Genomic DNA, 16,636 nt, shown 5'->3' with positions numbered 1-16,636 from the left:
CGCCCGGCATCGTCATTCATTGCGCCACGGGAAGCCCGGTCGCCGAAGCGATCTGCTTGGCGGCATCGTCGAGAGCTGCCTTCGCATCCGGATAACCGCCGGCGAAGAACTTCGTCTGTGTTGCCTTGAAGATGGCTTCGGCATCGCTCTGGAAAGCGGTGCCGCGGCTCGGCACGATCTTCGGCAGCGTCGCCAGGATATCGGCCCAGACCTTCTGGCCGCCCCAATAGGGCTGCGGTTCGCTGATGAAGGGGTCTTTTTCAGCCGAAAGCAGCGACGGCACCAGGCCGAATTCCTTCAGCATGGTGATCTGGCCTTCATTGGTGCCAAGCGCGTAGTTGACGAATTTCCAGGCGGCTTCCTTGTTTGCGGAGGTCGCCGAAATGGCGAGCGACGAACCGCCGAGATTGGCCGCATGCGGGCCGTCGGCCGTCAGGCTCGGCATCTTGTAGACGCCCCACTTGCCCTTGAGATCGGGGGAGGTCGAGCGCACGGTGCCTTCGTACCAGCCGCCATACAGCTGGCTCGCGGCCTTGCCGGCGGTATTGGCCTGGATCTTTTCGTCCCAGTTGGCTGCCGTCAGCGTGCCGGCATCCTTCATTTCCTTCACCTTTTGCAGCGAGGCGACGCAGGCCGGCTGATTGATGGTGATATTCTGGCCGTCGGTCGAGTAATAGCCGCAGCCCTGTTCGTTGGCGATCATGCGAAACCATTCGCTGTCGCCGTTGAAATCGGCCTGGGCCATGACGACGCCGGGATTGGCGGCGGAAATCTTCGTGCCGGCGGCGATGAAATCGTCCCAGGTGCTGATCGTGCTCGGATCGACACCGGCCTTTTCGTACATGTCGCGGCGGTAAAAGACGGCGACCGGGCCGGAATCCCACGGCATGGCATAGGCGACATCGCCGACTTCGAGCTCGGTGCGCTTGAAGTCAGGGAATTTTGCCTGGATCTCGGGGGTGTAGCCAAGTTCCTTCAGATTGGCGAAGCAATCCGGGAAACGGCTCCAGAAGATTTCAGCCTCGAAATTCTCGATGCTGACGATGTCGGGCAGGCCGTCGCCGCCGGCGGCGCAGGCAGCCAGCGTCTTGTCGAAGACCTGGCTGTTGCCGAGGTCCTCGACGGTGATCTTGATATCGGGAAACTGTTTGTTGAAGCCTGGAAGCGTAGACTTCAACGCCGATGCGGCGACATTCCAGCTCCAGATGGTGAGATTGGCCTGCTCAGCGAATGCGGAGCCGGAAGCAAGCAGTGCGACAGCTGCAGTCGCAGCGAGAAGTTTGAAGCGCATTGAAAATCCTCCCTTTTCAATTGCCGATTTTTCACGAACGCGGTTAGACTATCCGCAAGGGAGCGGCTGTCTCCTAAAAAGGGAACATGGATTTGGCGGAAAGTAAGGTCGGCACGAGTGCAATCTATCAGCCCGGCGCAAGCAGCATAGAGGGTTCGCCGACGGCGCTGCAGATGTTTCATGACCATCCGCTCGTCATGGCCATGCCGCACTGGCATGCGCAGGTTGAGGTCAACTTCGTCATGCGCGGCACTGTCCATTATCGGATGAGCGACCACGAATTTCGGCTGAACGCCGGCGAAATGTGCCTCTTCTGGGGTGGCCAGCCGCATCAGATGGACGAATCCTCGGATGATTCGCTCTATGCCGGCGCCCATCTGCCGCTCATTTATTTCTTCCGGCTGCGTCTGCCGATCAGCATTTCCAGCCGGCTGATGAAGGGCGAAACGCTGCTGACCTCGGCGACCGATGCCGCCGACAACGAGAATTTCGCCCGCTGGTTCCGCTATTCCAAGTCCGGCGATTCCGCCAAGGCCCAGCACGCGGTCGACGAATTGCTGCTGCGCATCGAGCGCATCGCGCTCGAACCCTATTCGATGACGACATCGAAGACGGTCGCGAGCCTTGAAGGCGATCAGCCGCATCCGAATTCCTCGCGCAGCGTTGCGCGCATGTGCGATTTCATCGCCGCCAATTTCCTGCAGGACATCGATTCGGTCGATATCGCCCGCGCCGCCGATCTGCATCCGAAATATGCGATGAACTTGTTCAAGCGATCGACGGGTATGACGCTGAGCAAATATGTGACGCTGCTCAGGCTGTCGCGCGCCCAGGCGATGCTGATGAGCGAGGGCGCCAACGTGCTGCAGGTGGCGATGGACAGCGGCTTCGGCTCGATCAGCGCCTTCAACAAATCCTTCCGTCACATCGCCGGCATGTCGCCATCGGACTTCCGCCGCGATATCCGACTGGTGACGACGGTCCCGGCCGGCGCCTTCCGGAACTAGATCGGCGACGTGTCGCAATTCGGCATTCCACGTCTTCTGCTGGCCGCTTGCCTTTCCTCTAAGCAGAAAGACGTCGGCGCCTAAGGTGGCGGCAGAAAGTGCGCATTTTCTGTGCAAGTGCATGCACTATGCAGGCAGCCGGAAAAAGAGCGCCGGTTCACCCTCAATGAATTCAACAATTTATAGTTTGGCACACCCTTTGCTTCGATAGTTGCAGAGTTGGTGGCTAGGGTTCCGGCGTCGCAGGGCGCGGCTGGTCCGAGAGCTGCCACCGGCGGGGGAGACATCCCGCCGGGTGCACGGCGGGATAAAAGCCCGGGAGACCTCGTAAGCCAAGGGATTGGCGGCACGATGGTCATTGCCGATCCCTTTTGACGAAAAGCAAAAGGGGAATTTCAATGCAGACTTTTTCGAAGCTTCTTTCCATCACCGCACTGACGGCATCCTTGGCGCTGGGCTTCGGCCCCATCGCAAAGGCTGAACAGAAGACCGATTTCAAGGTCGCCTGGTCGATCTATGTCGGCTGGATGCCGTGGGGATACGCGGCCGATCACGGCATCGTCAAGAAATGGGCCGACAAATACGGCATCAAGATCGAGGTCACCCAGTTCAACGACTACGTCGAATCGATGAACCAGTATACGGCCGGCGCCTTCGATGCCGTGACGCTGACCAATATGGACGGACTGTCGATCCCGGCCGCCGGCGGCGTCGATACCACAGCCGTGATCGTCGGCGACTTCTCGAACGGCAATGACGCCGTCATCCTGAAAGACAAGGCGAGCCTTGCCGACATCAAGGGCCAGAACGTCAATCTCGTCGAATTCTCCGTCTCGCACTATCTGCTGGCCCGCGCGCTCGAAAGCATCAAGATGACCGAGCGCGACGTCAAAGTGGTCAACACTTCCGATGCCGATATGGTTGCGGCCTACAAAACGGCTGACGTAACGGCTGTCGTCACCTGGAATCCGCTGGTCTCGACCATCCTCGAAGATCCCACGGCTAAGAAGGTCTTCGACAGTTCGCAGGTGCCGGGCGAGATCATCGACCTGATGGTCGCCAACACCGGCGTGCTGAAAGACAATCCGAATTTCGGCAAGGCGCTTGCCGGCATCTGGTATGAGACGGCAGCGCTGCTGACCGCCGACAGCGCCGACGGCAAGGCCGCGCGCGAGGCGATGGGCCAGGCATCGGGCACCGATCTCAAGGGCTTCGAATCCCAGCTTGCCGCCACCAAGCTGTTTGCCAAGCCGGCCGATGCGGTTGCTTTTACCGCGTCGGGCAGCCTGCCGAAGACGATGGATCTCGTCCGCACCTTCCTGTTCGAAAAGGGTCTGCTCGGCAGCGGCGCGCCGTCGGCTGATGTGATCGGCATCGAAATGCCGGATGGCAAGGTTCTCGGCGACAGCGGCAACGTCAAGCTGCGCTTTACCGAGGCCTACATGAAGGCGGCCGCCGACGCTTCGCTCTGAGCAATCTTCGAGCAGCGGCGTGGCTTGCCCACGCCGCCATCCTTCATCAGCGGAGCTTCTCTCATGCGTTGGATCAACACGAGGCCGAGCCGGGGTGCGCAGCTTGCCTTGACGCTGCTGCCCTTCGTGCTGCTGATCGTCGCCTATGCTTTCGGCTCGGCGGCGCGACTGGCAGAAAACGCCAACGACAAACTGCTGCCGGGCTTCGCAGATTTCGCCGATGCGATCAATCGCCTGGTCTTCGTCGCCGATCCGCGCACCGGCGAATACCTGCTGTGGTCTGATACGGCGGCGAGCCTGGTGCGGCTGTTTGCCGGTCTCGGCATTTCCACCATCACCGCCCTCGTTATCGGCATGCTGATCGGCATGCTGCCGTACCTCCGGGCGCTGCTCTCCCCCTTCGTCGCCGTTATCTCGATGGTGCCGCCGCTGGCGCTGCTGCCGATTCTCTTCATCGTCATGGGGCTTGGAGAAGCCTCCAAGATCGCGCTCATCGCCATCGGCGTTGCGCCGACGATGATCCGAGACCTCGCGCTGAAGGCGCTGGAGCTGCCGCGCGAACAGATCGTCAAGGCTGAAACGCTCGGGGGCTCTTCCTGGCAGATCGGCCTTCGCGTCGTGCTGCCGCAGATCCTGCCGCGGCTGATCACCTGTCTCCGGCTTCAGCTCGGCCCTGCCTGGCTGTTCCTGATTGCGGCGGAGGCGATCTCGTCGGATTCCGGCCTCGGTTACCGCATCTTCCTCGTGCGCCGCTACCTCTCCATGGACGTGATCTTTCCCTATGTCGTCTGGATCACGCTGCTCGCCGTGGTCATGAATTATGTCCTCGATCACATCCGCATCGTCGTCTTCCCCTGGTCTGAGCTGGAGAAGCAGGCATGAGCGAACTGGTGATCGAAAGGGTCTGGAAGGAATATGGCGACCAGATCGTGCTTGAGAACGTGTCGCTGACCGTTGCCTCGCGCGCCTTCGTCGCGCTTGTCGGCCCGTCCGGCTGCGGCAAGACGACCTTCCTGCGCATGCTGCTTGGCCAGGAACGACCGACGCGGGGCACCTTACGGCTTGACGGCGAAGCGCTGCCGCTTGAGCCGGGGCCGGATCGCGGCGTCGTTTTCCAGCGCTACTCCGTCTTCCCGCATCTGACCGTGCTCGGCAATGTGCTGCTCGGCCGCGAATTTTCCGCGGCGCGCTACAAGGCAAAGCTTTTTGGCGCTGCCCGCCGCAGCGCGGTCGACGAGGCGCGGCGGCTAATCGGCGAAGTCGGTCTTGCCGGCGCCGAGAGCAAATACCCGGCACAGCTTTCCGGCGGCATGCAACAGCGCCTGGCTCTGGCGCAGGCGCTGATCATGAAGCCGAAAGTGCTGCTGCTGGACGAGCCCTTCGGCGCGCTCGACCCCGGCATCCGCGCCGAAATCCATACCTTGATGAAGCGGCTCTGGCACGAAACGCAGATGACTGTCGTTATGGTGACGCACGATATGCGCGAGGCCTTCACGCTGGCGACGCGCGTCGTCGCCTTCGAGCGCCGGCGTGACCGCCCGGAGGAGAAGGAGCGTTACGGCGCGACCATCACCAAGGACATTTCGATCTGGCCGCCCAGGCTTGCCGGCGCGCCGTCCATCTTCAGCCCCGACCGGGACGGCCCGGTCATTTCTCTGGGCCATCGCCGGGACGACCCGGCTTCCAGTCCGTCAGGAGAAAAACCATGATGCATGTCAGACGTTCCCCCGAAGAAATATCAGCCAACCGGCAGCGTTACGAGGTACATCAGAAGAAGGGGCTGGAATTCGCGCCGAAGGCCCTGCCGGCGCCGAGCCCCCTGCCCGCCCCCGCCATCGATGCCGCGGCGATCATCCATCAGGAGACCATTCCCGGCGGCTGGTACTGGTCGACCGCGCTGAAGCGCGGCGAGGCGCTCCGCATCGATCAGGGAGAAGGCGGATCGACCGTGGCGCTCGTTGCCTGGAACGCCGCTGACACGAGCGAGCGGCTCAATCTCGTCGATACGGCCAAGGTTCAGTGGACGACCGCCCTCGGCAAGGGCCGCGTCATCTTCTCGGATATGGGCCGGGTGATGTTTTCGCTGACCGAAGACAGTTCCGGTGCCCATGATTGCCTGATGGGCGGCTCGACGGCGGCCTCGAACGCCGCAAAATATCCCGGCGTCAAGACCCGCAACACCCGCGACAATCTCGTGCTCGTCGCCGGCAAGCTCGGTCTCACCAGGCGCGACATCCCTGGGATTCTCAATCTTTTCGCTTCCGTCCGCGTCGACGACGAGGGTGGCTTCCACTGGCGCGGCAAACTTTCCAATAGCGGCGATTATGCCGAACTGCGCGCCGAAATGGACATGATCGTCGGCTTTTCCAATTGCCCGCATCCGCTCGATCCAGATCCGGTCTATGCGCCGAAGCCGGTCATCGTGACGCGCTTTCGTGCAGGTGCGCCCGCCGTCGACGACCTCGCGCGCACGGCGACCGCCGAGGCCGTTCGCGGCTTCGAGAACAACGCCGCGATGCTGGCCTGAGGAGGGATGACGATGACCGATTTCATCAAGACTTCAGCTTCACGCAGCCTCGAAAACGCCGTGCAGGATCATTTCATCCCGGCCGAAGCGCCGTGGTCCGGCATCGTGCGCAAGGGGCAGACGATCCGCATCGAAGACAGCTACGGCCAGCAGGCGATCGACACGCTGTTTTATCGCGCCGATGATTTTTGCGAGCGCTATTCCAACCAGGATACGATGCGGGCGCAGGGCGGCGCCTATATCGGCGCCGGCACGAAGATCGTCTCGAACGAGGGCAACGTCATGCTTGTCATGACGGCCGACAGCTGCGGCCGGCACGATACCTCCGCCGGCGCCTGCTCGTGCGAAAGCAACACGGTGCGCTTCGGCCACGGCACGAAATACCTGCATGCCTGCCGCGACAATTTCATGCTTGAGGTGACCCGGCACGGCATGAGCAAGCGCGATATCGTGCCGAACATCAATTTCTTCATGAACGTCCCGATCAAGCCGAATGGCGAGATGACCATCGTCGACGGCATTTCCGCGGCCGGCGACTATGTCGAACTGGTGGCTGAAATGGACGTGCTCTGCGTCATCTCCAACTGCCCGCAGGTCAACAATCCCTGTAACGGCTTCGATCCGACACCGATCCGGGTGCTGATCTGGGACGGCGAGGACTGATCGATGTTCGCCAAGGTTCTCATCGCCAATCGTGGCGAAATCGCCGTCCGGGTGATCCGGACATTGAAGAGGATGGGCATCGCCTCGGTTGCCGTCTATTCCGATGCCGATCGCTTCTCGAAGCCGGCGCTGCTCGCCGACGAAGCCGTGCGCCTCGGCGCGGCGCCTGCTGGAGAAAGCTATCTCGACGTCGATGCCGTCATCGCCGCCTGCAAGGCGACCGGCGCCCAGGCCGTGCATCCGGGCTACGGCTTCCTCTCGGAAAATATCGGCTTTGCCGAGCGGCTCGCCGCCGAAGGCATCGCCTTCATCGGCCCGCGGCCGGAGCATCTGTCGGCTTTCGGCCTGAAGCACACAGCGCGTGAATTGGCGAAAGCGAGCGGCGTGCCGCTGCTGCCCGGCACCGATCTGCTGCGGAGTGTCGAAGAGGCGCTCCTGGCCGCCGAGACCATCGGCTATCCCGTCATGCTGAAAAGCACGGCCGGCGGCGGCGGTATCGGCATGCAGCTCTGCGCCGATGCGGCCGGTCTCAAGGCCTCTTTCGAAAGCGTGCAGCGGACGGCGCGCGCCAGCTTCGGCGACGCGCGCGTCTATATCGAGCGTTTCGTTGCCGAAGCCCGCCATGTCGAGGTGCAGATCTTCGGCGACGGCAAGGGCACAGTGATCGCGCTCGGAGAGCGCGACTGCTCGCTGCAGAGGCGAAACCAGAAGGTCGTCGAGGAAACGCCTGCCCCCGGCCTGTCGGCGGAAACACGGGCGCGGCTGCACAAGGCGGCGGTCGACTTGGGAGCTTCGGTCTCCTATGAATCGGCCGGCACCGTCGAATTCATCTATGACCCCCAGCGCGAGGAATTCTATTTCCTCGAGGTCAATACCCGCCTCCAGGTCGAGCATCCGGTCACCGAAGCCGTCTTCGGCATCGATCTCGTCGAGTGGATGATCCGGCAGGCGGCGGGCGAGGACGTGCTCTCGGGCGCGAGCGACCTGACGCCGAAGGGTGCGGCGATCGAAATGCGCATCTATGCCGAGATGCCGCATGCCGATTTCCGCCCGAGCGCCGGCCTGCTCACCGAGGTTGTCTTTCCGGAAGGGGCCCGTGTCGACGGCTGGATCGAGACGGGAACCGAGGTGACGCCCTTCTACGACCCGATGCTTGCCAAGCTGATCGTGGCGGCGGACGATCGGCCGGCGGCGATCGAGAAGCTGAAGGCAGCGCTTGCCGCGACAGCGATATCCGGCATCGAAACCAATCTCGATTATCTCAGGGCGATCGCCGCTTCCGAACTGCTTGCCGGCGGTAAGGTGGCGACGACGGCGCTGCGTGACTTCGTCTTCGTTCCAGATATCGTCGAGGTTATCGCACCCGGCGCGCAATCGAGCATTCAGGAGCTGCCGGGCCGGCTCGGCCTGTGGCATGTCGGCGTGCCGCCGAGCGGGCCGATGGACGAGCGCTCCTTCCGCCACGCCAACCGGCTGGTCGGCAATGCCGATCAGACGGCCGCGCTGGAACTGACGGTTTCCGGTCCGACGCTGCGATTTTATGCCGACCAGACGATCGCCCTTGCCGGAGCGCGGATGGCGATGACATGCGATGGGGTCAGGCTTCCCCACGACGAGCCGGTCCTGATCCGGGCCGGTCAGGTGCTGTCGGTCGGTACGATCGAAGGACCGGGGCAGCGCGCCTATCTTGCCGTTGCCGGCGGCTTTGCCGCGCCGGTCGTGCTCGGCTCACGGGCGACGTTCGGCCTTGGCCAATTCGGCGGCAACGCCACCGGTGCGTTGAAGACGGGGCATGTGCTGCATTTCGCCCGGCAGGCGCCGGTGGAACCGGCCAAACCTGCATCCGAGCCGGCGGCCTTGTCCCGAGAATGGGATGTCGGCGTCGTCTACGGTCCGCACGGCGCACCGGATTTCTTCGAGGATAGCGATATCGAGACGCTGTTCTCCGCTCCCTATGAAGTGCATTTCAACAGCGCCCGCACCGGTGTGCGCCTCATCGGCCCCGCCCCGCTTTGGGCACGCCGTGACGGTGGCGAGGCGGGGCTTCACCCGTCCAACCTGCACGACAATGCCTATGCGATCGGCGCGATCGATTTCACCGGCGATATGCCGATCATTCTCGGGCCCGACGGTCCGAGCCTCGGCGGTTTCGTCTGCCCGGCGGTGATCGCGCGTGACGAGCAATGGAAGATGGGGCAGTTCAAGCCGGGCGACCGTATCCGTTTTCATGCCGTTGCCCGGCCGGGAGATCCGGTCGCCGGCCCGGCGGTGCGACGGGCCGCGGAAGAGACGGGTTCGCCAATCGTCGGCGTCAGCGACGATGGCCCGGTCACGGTCGTCTATCGCCGCCAGGGTGACGACAATCTGCTCGTCGAATATGGGCCGATGACGCTCGACATCGCGCTCCGGCTGCGGGTTCATCTGCTGATGCAGGCCGTCGTCGCGGCTCGCTTGCCCGGGATCGTCGATCTCACGCCAGGCATCCGCTCGCTGCAGATCCACTATGACGGCACGCAGCTGACGCGCCGGCGCCTGCTCGGGCTGCTCGCCGAGATCGAGATGACGCTGCCGGCGGCACAGGATGTCAAGGTGCCGAGCCGTATCGTGCATCTGCCGCTGTCGTGGAACGATCCGGATGCGGCGCTTGCCATGCGCAAGTATCAGGAGCTCGTCCGCCCAAATGCGCCCTGGTGCCCCGATAACATCGAGTTCATCCGCCGCATCAACGGTCTTCCCGACGAACAGGCCGTCCGCAATATCGTCTTCGATGCGAGCTACTTCGTTCTGGGTCTCGGCGATGTCTATCTCGGCGCTCCGGTTGCGACCCCGATCGACCCGCGCCATCGCCTCGTCACGACCAAATACAATCCCGCCCGCACCTGGACGCCGGAAAACGCGGTCGGCATCGGCGGGGCCTATATGTGCATCTACGGCATGGAGGGCCCGGGCGGCTATCAGCTCTTCGGCCGCACCATCCAGGTCTGGAACACCTGGCGGGAAACGCCGGCCTTCGCCAAAGGCAAGCCCTGGCTCTTGAACTTCTTCGATCAGATCCGTTTCTTCCCGGTCAGCAATCAGGAGCTGACGGAGGCGCGCGCCGCCTTCCCGCATGGCGGCTATCCTGTCAGGATCGAAGAGACGGAGTTCTCTTATGCCGCCTATGACAAGGAGTTGCAGGCGAATGCGGCATCCATCGGCCGCTTCAAGGCGGCGCAGCAGGCGGCTTTCGATGCCGAACGCCAGCACTGGAAGGAAGCCGGCCTCGACAGCTTCGTCGCCGATGAAGGCACGAGCGAAAATCCGGACGCGGATATTCCCGACGGATGCTTCGGCGTCGCCAGCGCCGTGCCCGGCAATATCTGGAAATTGCTGGTCGAGCCGGGCGCCCCGGTTGCGGCCGGCGACACGCTTGCCATCATCGAATCGATGAAAATGGAAATCAACGTCACCGCCCATGCGGCAGGCCGCGTCCGCGACTTGCGCGCCGGGCCGGGGAGAAACGTCAAAGCCGGCGATATCATCGTCGTCCTGGAGGAATGCTGAACATGCTGCCGACCATTCTCGATCTCTCAAGCCTTCGTGCCGCCTATCGATCCGGCCTGACGCCGCTCGACATCGTCGAAGAAGTGATTGCCCGCCGCGCCGCCTCGGAAGATCCGGCAATCTTCATTACCCCGGTGCCGGATGACGAGTTGCGCTCTGCCGCCAAAGCGCTGATGGCGCGCGCGCCTGAGGCAAACAGCCTGCCGCTCTGGGGCGTGCCCTTCGCGGTGAAGGACAATATCGATGCCGCCGGCCTGCCGACGACCGCCGCCTGCCCGGCCTATGAATATCGGCCGGACGCCGATTCCACCGTTGTCGCCAGATTGAAGGCAGCCGGCGCTATCGTGATCGGCAAAACCAATCTCGACCAGTTCGCGACCGGCCTCAACGGCACGCGCTCGCCCTATGGGGCGCCACGTTCGGTCTTCGATAAGGCCTATATCTCCGGCGGCTCGAGCTCGGGATCAGCGGTCACGGTTGCCTCCGGCCTCGCCGCCTTCGCGCTCGGCACGGATACGGCAGGCTCCGGCCGCGTGCCGGCTGCGCTCAACAATCTGGTCGGCATCAAGCCGACGCCGGGGCTTCTTCCGAATACCGGCGCCATTCCGGCCTGCAGGAGTGTCGACTGCATCACGATCTTCGCGCCGACCGTCGGCGACGGTATTGCGATCCGCAGGGTCGCCGAGGGATTTGACGCTGCCGATCCTTTCTCCCGTCGCGCCAAGCCGGCGACGCTGCCGGTGTCGGGGTTGCGCATCGGCGTCCTGACCGGCGCGGAACGGGAATTCTTCGGCGATAAGGAGGTGGAGGCGCTTTACGACCAGGCGATCGAGCGGGCCAGAGCGCTCGGCGCGACCATCGTGGCTTTCGACTACGCACCCTTCCGCGAGGCCGCCGCCCTGCTTTATGACGGGCCGTGGGTCGCCGAACGCCTGGCGGCGGTCGAGGACTTCCTCGCCACGAACGCAGCCGATTTCGACCCGACGGTGCGGGGGATTATCGAGGGCGCGAGGGGCAAATCAGCGGTCGATGCTTTCAAGGGCCGATATCGGCTGGAAGAACTGCGCCGAAAGACCGAGGCCGAATGGGAAAAGGCTGATGTGCTTCTGCTGCCGACCGCGCCGACCACCTATACGGTCGCAGACATACAGGCCGATCCTGTGGTGCTCAACGGCCGTCTCGGCCGCTACACCAATTTCGTCAACCTGCTCGATTGCGCGGCGATCGCCGTTCCGGCCGGCTTCGGAAAGGGTGGCCTGCCGGGCGGTGTGACGGTGATCGCGCCTGCTTTCACCGACGATGCGCTGGCGCCGCTTGCCGATGCGCTGCATCGCACAGCCGCCTCCGGCATGGGTATCGACCGGGAGGCGGCGATCCCTGAGGCGAGCCACGTTGCGGCCATCGATGACGGCTTCGTCGAGATCGTCGTCGTCGGCGCGCATCTGACCGGCATGCCGCTCAATCATGAGCTGACCGGCGCCGGCGCCCGGTTGGTCAAGGCCTGCAGCACATCAGGCGAATACCGTCTCTTTGTGCTGCCGGACACGGTGCCGCCGAAGCCAGGCCTCATCCGCGAACCTGGCCACAAGGGCACCGGCCTGGAGGTTGAGGTCTGGGCACTGCCGGCCGATGCCTTCGGGCGCTTTGTCCAAAAGATCCCGGCGCCGCTCGGCATCGGAAAGGTAGTGCTTGACGACGGCACGAGTGTCTCCGGTTTTCTCTGCGAGGCACATGCGGTGAAGGGCGCCGAAGACATCACCTCGCTCGGCGGCTGGCGCAGCTATATCAGCGCCAGATTGGCGAGCTGAGCGTGAGGATCAAAAAATGGCGACGATGTTCAAGCAGCTGGGCGCGCTTCTCCTGGCGGGGCTGATCGCGCGAACCAAGGCGATCGGCAGGCCCGGCCAACGCTGACGGCTTAATGCATGTCGCCCGGAAGTGTGCAGCGGTTCCGGGATAACGACATGCATCAAAACAAAGAGCTAAAGCGCGTCACATGGATCAAGTGTAATGCGACGCGCTTTAGCGCTTTTCGGCGAGCTCGATCTGAATGCCGTCGGGATCGCGCAGAAAGGCCACCTTGTGCAACACCTCGGCGTTAACGGCCAGGCGCGGCCGCTCCTTGATCTCGACGCCGGCCTTTTCCAGCCGGGCGAAGGTCTCGTCGACGCTGTCGAACAGGAAGGTCAGGTGACGCAGGCCGGCCGTGCCCTCCGGCACATCCACAGCCCTTGCCGCACCATCTGCTGGTGCGACGATTTCGAGCATGCCGCCGCCGGCATCGAGAAAGGCGATCTCTCCGCCGTCGGCCATGACCTTGCGCAGATGCAGGCGCAGGCCGAGCATGCCGCAGTAGAAATCGACCGTGCGGTCCATGTCGCTGACCGTCATGCCGACATGCTCGAAGGATTTCAGCACGAAGCGCCTCCCGTTCATCCGGCGGCCGACCCGCGTTCGTCTTCCGGAAGCCAGGATCGGTAAAGCGGATGATCGGCGGCGATCGGCAGCGGCGTCGGCCGACCGGTGCGCTGCGAGAAATAGGCTGATGTCACCAGCTCCAGCGAATTGCGGGCATCCTGCAGCGTCACCGGCGGCTCGGTATCCTCGACGATCGCCTTATGGAAGAGCTCGAACTGACGGGTGTAGCCGTCCTCGCCAGGTATATAGGCTGTAAGCGCCGCGTCGATTTTCGCCTGATGCTCTTCGGTTCCCGCGGTGAAGACCCAGGGATCGCGGCCCATCGTATAGGGCTCGAGAATGCTTTCGGCGACGAGATCGCTGAAGCAGAAGCGCAGCCGCGAGATCTCCTTGCGCGAGCCGAGTGTCATCGACAGCGTCGCCAGCGAGCCGTTCTGCATCTTCACCGAAAGGGCAGCCGTATCCTCGACCTCAATCGGGTTGACCAGAGTCGCGCCATAGGAAAACACCTCGGCGCAGGGGCCGTGCACATAATTCAGCATGTCATGGGCGTGGATCGCGTGGCCGAGCAGGCCGCCACCCAGTTCGGTCGCCCATTTGCCGCGCCACGGCACGGCATAATAATCCGGGCCGCGCCACCAATGGGTCTCGATCGTCGTCAGGAACGGCTTGCCGGCGAGGCCGCTTTCAATCAGCAGCTTCAGCTTCTGCAGGCCGGAGCCGTAGCGATACTGGAAGATCGGCATCAGCTTCCTCCCGGGAAAACGGGCGAGGATGCGGCCCATCTCGTCGACCTCGGCGATCGAGCCGAAGAGCGGTTTCTCGCAGATCACATGCTTGCCGGACTCGATACCCTTGCGGCAGAGTTCGAAATGCGAGCTCGGCGGCGTCGAAATGTCGATGATATCGAGATCGTCGCGGGCAAACAGCGAATCCGTATCCTGCGTGTACTCGCCGATGCCATATTCCTCGCACAACGCCCTGCCGCGCTCCTCATCGAGCGAGCAGAGCACGGGGACCTCGAAGAGATCCTTGTTCCAGCCGAAGCCGGCCAGATGCCGCGCGGCAATGCCTGCGCCGATGACGCCGACGCGTAGTTTCCTCGCCATCATATCCTCCTCAGCGAGCGCCGATGCGCGCGGCTTTCGACTGGGCTTCGAGCGAAAGGCGGCAGACTTCGAAAACATGATCCTGCGTCATCGCCGTCTGCGTGCGGTTGTCGACATCGGCGGTGAAAGCATCGAAATAATCGAGTTTTTCATCGCTGCAATCGATATGGGTCATCTCCTTGCCGTTGACGAGGAAGAGGTGATCCTTGCCCGGCCGGCCGGCGATATCGATATATTTGCGCAGTTCGATATAGCCTTCGGTGCCGAGGATGGTCAGGCGTCCGTCGCCCCAGGTCGGTAGCGCCTCCGGGGTGAACCAGTCGACGCGAACATAACCCGCCGCTCTGTCGGAGCGCAGCAGCACTTCGCCGAAATCCTGGAAATCAGGCTTGTCGGGCATACCGAAATTGCCGATCGAGCTGGCGATGACTTCGCCCGAGGTCGAGCCGGTATAGAACAGGAACTGATCGACCTGGTGCGAGGCGATGTCGACGATGATGCCGCCGAAGGCTTCCGGATCAAAGAACCAGTCCGGCCGGGTCGGCAGCTGCAGACGGTGCGGGCCGACGCCGAGCGTCTGGATCACCTTGCCGATCGCGCCGTCGGCGACGAGCTTGCCGGCCTTGACGGCGGAGCGCACGCAGTGGCGCTCGGAAAAGCAGATCGAGAAGATCTTACCGGTCTCGGCAACGATGCGCCTGACCTCCTCAAGCTGGGCGAAGGTCGTCACGCCGGGCTTGTCGGTCATCACGTCCTTGCCTGCTTTCATCGCCCGGATGGCAAGCCCGGCGCGGTCACGCGGGATCGCGGCAATGCAGATCACATCGATCGACGGATCGTCGAACAGCTTTTCCCGGTCGATCTGCGGCACGGCGGGATAAGTTTTTTCAAAGGTTTCGCGCAAGGCCGGCACCGAGGTCTGCGGGCAATAGCCGACGAACTCGCCGCCCGAGGCAAGCAATCCCTTCACGTGATCGAACGTATGCCCATGGTCGATTCCGACGACGGCAAATCTCAACATCGCTGCAATATCCTCCCGGGATTTTTGTGCGGCCGGCCGACGCCGGCATCCTCCATGTCGGCCAAAACAGATAACGAAAGCCGGCGCCTGTCAAGCCAAGATCCGGGGTGGAATCGCGCATGGGGAGAATTAAATATATGAAATGCAACGATTATTTTGTATCTAAATAGTTATTTCGTGGACGTTCTGCGATTGGAATTTCCCCAGAAGGCGGCCGTTCGATCCGATCCGGCGAAAGTCTTTTTCCCCAGCCTATCTTGCCCGACCTCGATGAATGTGATCGATTTCGGCGGCCGCCGGGCTGGAGGGCGGCAACGACCCGAAAATTCCAAAGAGCGCTCCCGGCTCGCTGTGACGGAAGATCACCATGTCTCATCCCCTTCTCGATGCCGCCGCTTCGGGCGGTCTTTTTGTCGGCCGCGTCTGGTCCCCCGAAGTTGGCGGGCCAAGCGTCGTCGTGCTTCGGGAGGGTGCGCTGGTCGACATCACGTCGCGCGAGACGCCGACGCTGAGCGCCCTGCTCGAGAAGGAGGATGCCGCGGGCTTTGTCCGCACTGCAGGCGGCAGGGCGATCGGCTCGCTGGGGGAGATCGCCGCCAACAGCAAGGGAATGCCGGATGAGGCGCGCCCTTTTCTGCTGGCACCCGCCGACCTGCAGGCGGTTAAGGCTTGCGGCGTCACCTTCGCCCAGTCGATGATCGAGCGCGTCATCGAGGAAAAGGCCGCCGGCAGTCCTGAGCGCGCCGCCTCGATCCGCGAGCGCGTCAGCACGCTGATTGGCGGCAGTCTCACCAATCTGAAGGCCGGCTCGCCGGAGGCGGCCACGGTCAAGCAGGCGCTGATCGACGAAGGCATATGGTCGCAATATCTCGAAGTCGGCATCGGGCCCGATGCCGAGGTCTTCACCAAGGCGCCGGTGCTGTCCTCGGTCGGCTGGGGTGCGGATGTCGGCCTGCATCCGATCTCGACCTGGAACAATCCCGAGCCGGAAATCGTGCTCGCCGTCAACAGCCGCGGTGAAATCAAGGGTGCGACGCTCGGCAACGACGTCAATCTGCGCGATGTCGAGGGCCGCTCGGCGCTATTGCTCGGCAAGGCCAAGGACAACAACGCCTCCTGCTCGATCGGTCCGTTCATCCGCCTGTTCGATGCCGGTTACGGCCTGGACGACGTTCGCAAGGCCGAACTCGACCTGAAGGTCACCGGCCGGGATGGCTTCGTGCTCAACGGCAAGAGCTCGATGTCGCAGATCAGCCGCGATCCGACCGATCTGGTCAGACAGACGCTTGGCCCCCATCATCAATATCCCGACGGGTTCATGCTCTTTCTCGGCACGCTGTTTGCGCCGACCCAGGATCGCGACGCGCCGAAGCAGGGTTTCACCCACAAGATCGGCGACGTCGTCGAGATTTCCTCGGCGGGGCTCGGCGCGCTCGTCAATACCGTAAAGCTCTCCACCGAATGCCCGCCCTGGACCTTCGGCATTGCGGCGCTGATGCGCAACCTCGCAAAGCGCGGATTGCTGTAAGTTATTGAGCGCATAGCTTGTCGCGAAATGTACCGGCTTGGTGTCAGCCGCTCTGAT

13 protein-coding genes and 1 riboswitch are annotated in these 16,636 nt (G+C 63.1%); of the genes, 9 read left to right on the top strand and 4 right to left on the bottom strand.

Annotation, left to right across the window (positions count from 1 at the left end):
- Positions 1-16: 16 nt before the first annotated feature.
- Positions 17-1,291, bottom strand: a complete 1,275-nt coding sequence (locus BBJ66_RS04700) for an extracellular solute-binding protein (RefSeq protein WP_071085311.1) — start codon at positions 1,289-1,291, stop codon at positions 17-19.
- A gap of 86 nt (positions 1,292-1,377) precedes the next feature.
- Here BBJ66_RS04700 and BBJ66_RS04695 point away from each other — a divergent pair, with 86 nt between their 5' ends.
- From BBJ66_RS04695 to atzF, 8 genes are all read left to right on the top strand, one after another.
- Complete coding sequence (locus BBJ66_RS04695; RefSeq protein WP_049732319.1) at positions 1,378-2,298, top strand: helix-turn-helix domain-containing protein; 921 nt, start codon at positions 1,378-1,380, stop codon at positions 2,296-2,298.
- Positions 2,299-2,513: 215 nt separating this feature from the next.
- Positions 2,514-2,622: riboswitch (guanidine-I (ykkC/yxkD leader) on the top strand.
- A gap of 74 nt (positions 2,623-2,696) precedes the next feature.
- Complete coding sequence (locus BBJ66_RS04690) at positions 2,697-3,770, top strand: putative urea ABC transporter substrate-binding protein (protein ID WP_071085309.1); 1,074 nt, start codon at positions 2,697-2,699, stop codon at positions 3,768-3,770.
- A gap of 63 nt (positions 3,771-3,833) precedes the next feature.
- On the top strand, positions 3,834-4,652 hold the full coding sequence (locus BBJ66_RS04685) for an ABC transporter permease (protein ID WP_071085307.1): 819 nt from the start codon (positions 3,834-3,836) through the stop codon (positions 4,650-4,652).
- Positions 4,649-5,479 carry an ABC transporter ATP-binding protein gene (locus tag BBJ66_RS04680; protein WP_071085305.1) on the top strand — a complete coding sequence of 277 codons (831 nt, stop codon included), beginning with the start codon at positions 4,649-4,651 and terminating at the stop codon, positions 5,477-5,479. The genes BBJ66_RS04685 and BBJ66_RS04680 overlap by 4 nt, the downstream gene beginning before the upstream one ends.
- A complete protein-coding gene (locus BBJ66_RS04675; RefSeq protein WP_071085303.1) occupies positions 5,476-6,297 on the top strand; it encodes an urea amidolyase associated protein UAAP1 in 822 nt (273 codons plus the stop codon). Before BBJ66_RS04680 ends, BBJ66_RS04675 begins: the two co-directional genes overlap by 4 nt.
- Positions 6,298-6,309: 12 nt before the next feature.
- Positions 6,310-6,960, top strand: a complete 651-nt coding sequence (locus tag BBJ66_RS04670) for an urea amidolyase associated protein UAAP2 (RefSeq protein WP_071085726.1) — start codon at positions 6,310-6,312, stop codon at positions 6,958-6,960.
- A gap of 3 nt (positions 6,961-6,963) precedes the next feature.
- Positions 6,964-10,503 (top strand): urea carboxylase, encoded by a 3,540-nt coding sequence (gene uca / locus BBJ66_RS04665; RefSeq protein WP_071085301.1) that lies wholly within the window; start codon positions 6,964-6,966, stop codon positions 10,501-10,503.
- Positions 10,504-10,505: 2 nt separating this feature from the next.
- Positions 10,506-12,311 carry an allophanate hydrolase gene (gene atzF, locus BBJ66_RS04660; RefSeq protein ID WP_071085299.1) on the top strand — a complete coding sequence of 602 codons (1,806 nt, stop codon included), beginning with the start codon at positions 10,506-10,508 and terminating at the stop codon, positions 12,309-12,311.
- A 214-nt stretch (positions 12,312-12,525) separates the two neighbouring features.
- On the opposite strand, the gene BBJ66_RS04655 is transcribed toward atzF, so the two are convergent.
- The 3 genes from BBJ66_RS04655 to BBJ66_RS04645 are packed head-to-tail and all read right to left on the bottom strand — an operon-like array spanning position 12,526 to position 15,051.
- Entirely contained in the window at positions 12,526-12,921 is a 396-nt protein-coding gene (locus BBJ66_RS04655; RefSeq protein WP_049732325.1) for a VOC family protein, read from the bottom strand.
- Positions 12,922-12,935: 14 nt separating this feature from the next.
- Positions 12,936-14,030 (bottom strand): Gfo/Idh/MocA family protein, encoded by a 1,095-nt coding sequence (locus BBJ66_RS04650; protein WP_071085297.1) that lies wholly within the window; start codon positions 14,028-14,030, stop codon positions 12,936-12,938.
- A 10-nt stretch (positions 14,031-14,040) separates the two neighbouring features.
- Positions 14,041-15,051, bottom strand: a complete 1,011-nt coding sequence (locus tag BBJ66_RS04645; RefSeq protein WP_071085295.1) for a Gfo/Idh/MocA family protein — start codon at positions 15,049-15,051, stop codon at positions 14,041-14,043.
- A 367-nt stretch (positions 15,052-15,418) separates the two neighbouring features.
- Between BBJ66_RS04645 and BBJ66_RS04640 the strand changes: the two genes are divergently transcribed.
- Positions 15,419-16,579 carry a fumarylacetoacetate hydrolase family protein gene (locus tag BBJ66_RS04640; RefSeq protein ID WP_071085293.1) on the top strand — a complete coding sequence of 387 codons (1,161 nt, stop codon included), beginning with the start codon at positions 15,419-15,421 and terminating at the stop codon, positions 16,577-16,579.
- Positions 16,580-16,636 lie beyond the last annotated feature (57 nt).

The sequence above is a fragment of the Rhizobium sp. RSm-3 genome, assembly GCF_001854685.1.
Lineage (GTDB): Bacteria > Pseudomonadota > Alphaproteobacteria > Rhizobiales > Rhizobiaceae > Rhizobium > Rhizobium ecuadorense.
This window is presented reverse-complemented; position numbering and strand designations above follow the sequence as displayed.

Coding starts and splice junctions, on each gene's coding strand:
- BBJ66_RS04645 (WP_071085295.1), bottom strand. CDS start 15,051: ATGTTGAGATTTGCCGTCGTCGGAATCGACCATGGGCATACGTTCGAT.
- BBJ66_RS04670 (WP_071085726.1), top strand. CDS start 6,310: ATGACCGATTTCATCAAGACTTCAGCTTCACGCAGCCTCGAAAACGCC.
- BBJ66_RS04675 (WP_071085303.1), top strand. CDS start 5,476: ATGATGCATGTCAGACGTTCCCCCGAAGAAATATCAGCCAACCGGCAG.
- BBJ66_RS04640 (WP_071085293.1), top strand. CDS start 15,419: ATGTCTCATCCCCTTCTCGATGCCGCCGCTTCGGGCGGTCTTTTTGTC.
- BBJ66_RS04695 (WP_049732319.1), top strand. CDS start 1,378: ATGGATTTGGCGGAAAGTAAGGTCGGCACGAGTGCAATCTATCAGCCC.
- BBJ66_RS04700 (WP_071085311.1), bottom strand. CDS start 1,291: ATGCGCTTCAAACTTCTCGCTGCGACTGCAGCTGTCGCACTGCTTGCT.
- BBJ66_RS04680 (WP_071085305.1), top strand. CDS start 4,649: ATGAGCGAACTGGTGATCGAAAGGGTCTGGAAGGAATATGGCGACCAG.
- BBJ66_RS04690 (WP_071085309.1), top strand. CDS start 2,697: ATGCAGACTTTTTCGAAGCTTCTTTCCATCACCGCACTGACGGCATCC.
- uca (WP_071085301.1), top strand. CDS start 6,964: ATGTTCGCCAAGGTTCTCATCGCCAATCGTGGCGAAATCGCCGTCCGG.
- BBJ66_RS04650 (WP_071085297.1), bottom strand. CDS start 14,030: ATGGCGAGGAAACTACGCGTCGGCGTCATCGGCGCAGGCATTGCCGCG.
- atzF (WP_071085299.1), top strand. CDS start 10,506: ATGCTGCCGACCATTCTCGATCTCTCAAGCCTTCGTGCCGCCTATCGA.
- BBJ66_RS04685 (WP_071085307.1), top strand. CDS start 3,834: ATGCGTTGGATCAACACGAGGCCGAGCCGGGGTGCGCAGCTTGCCTTG.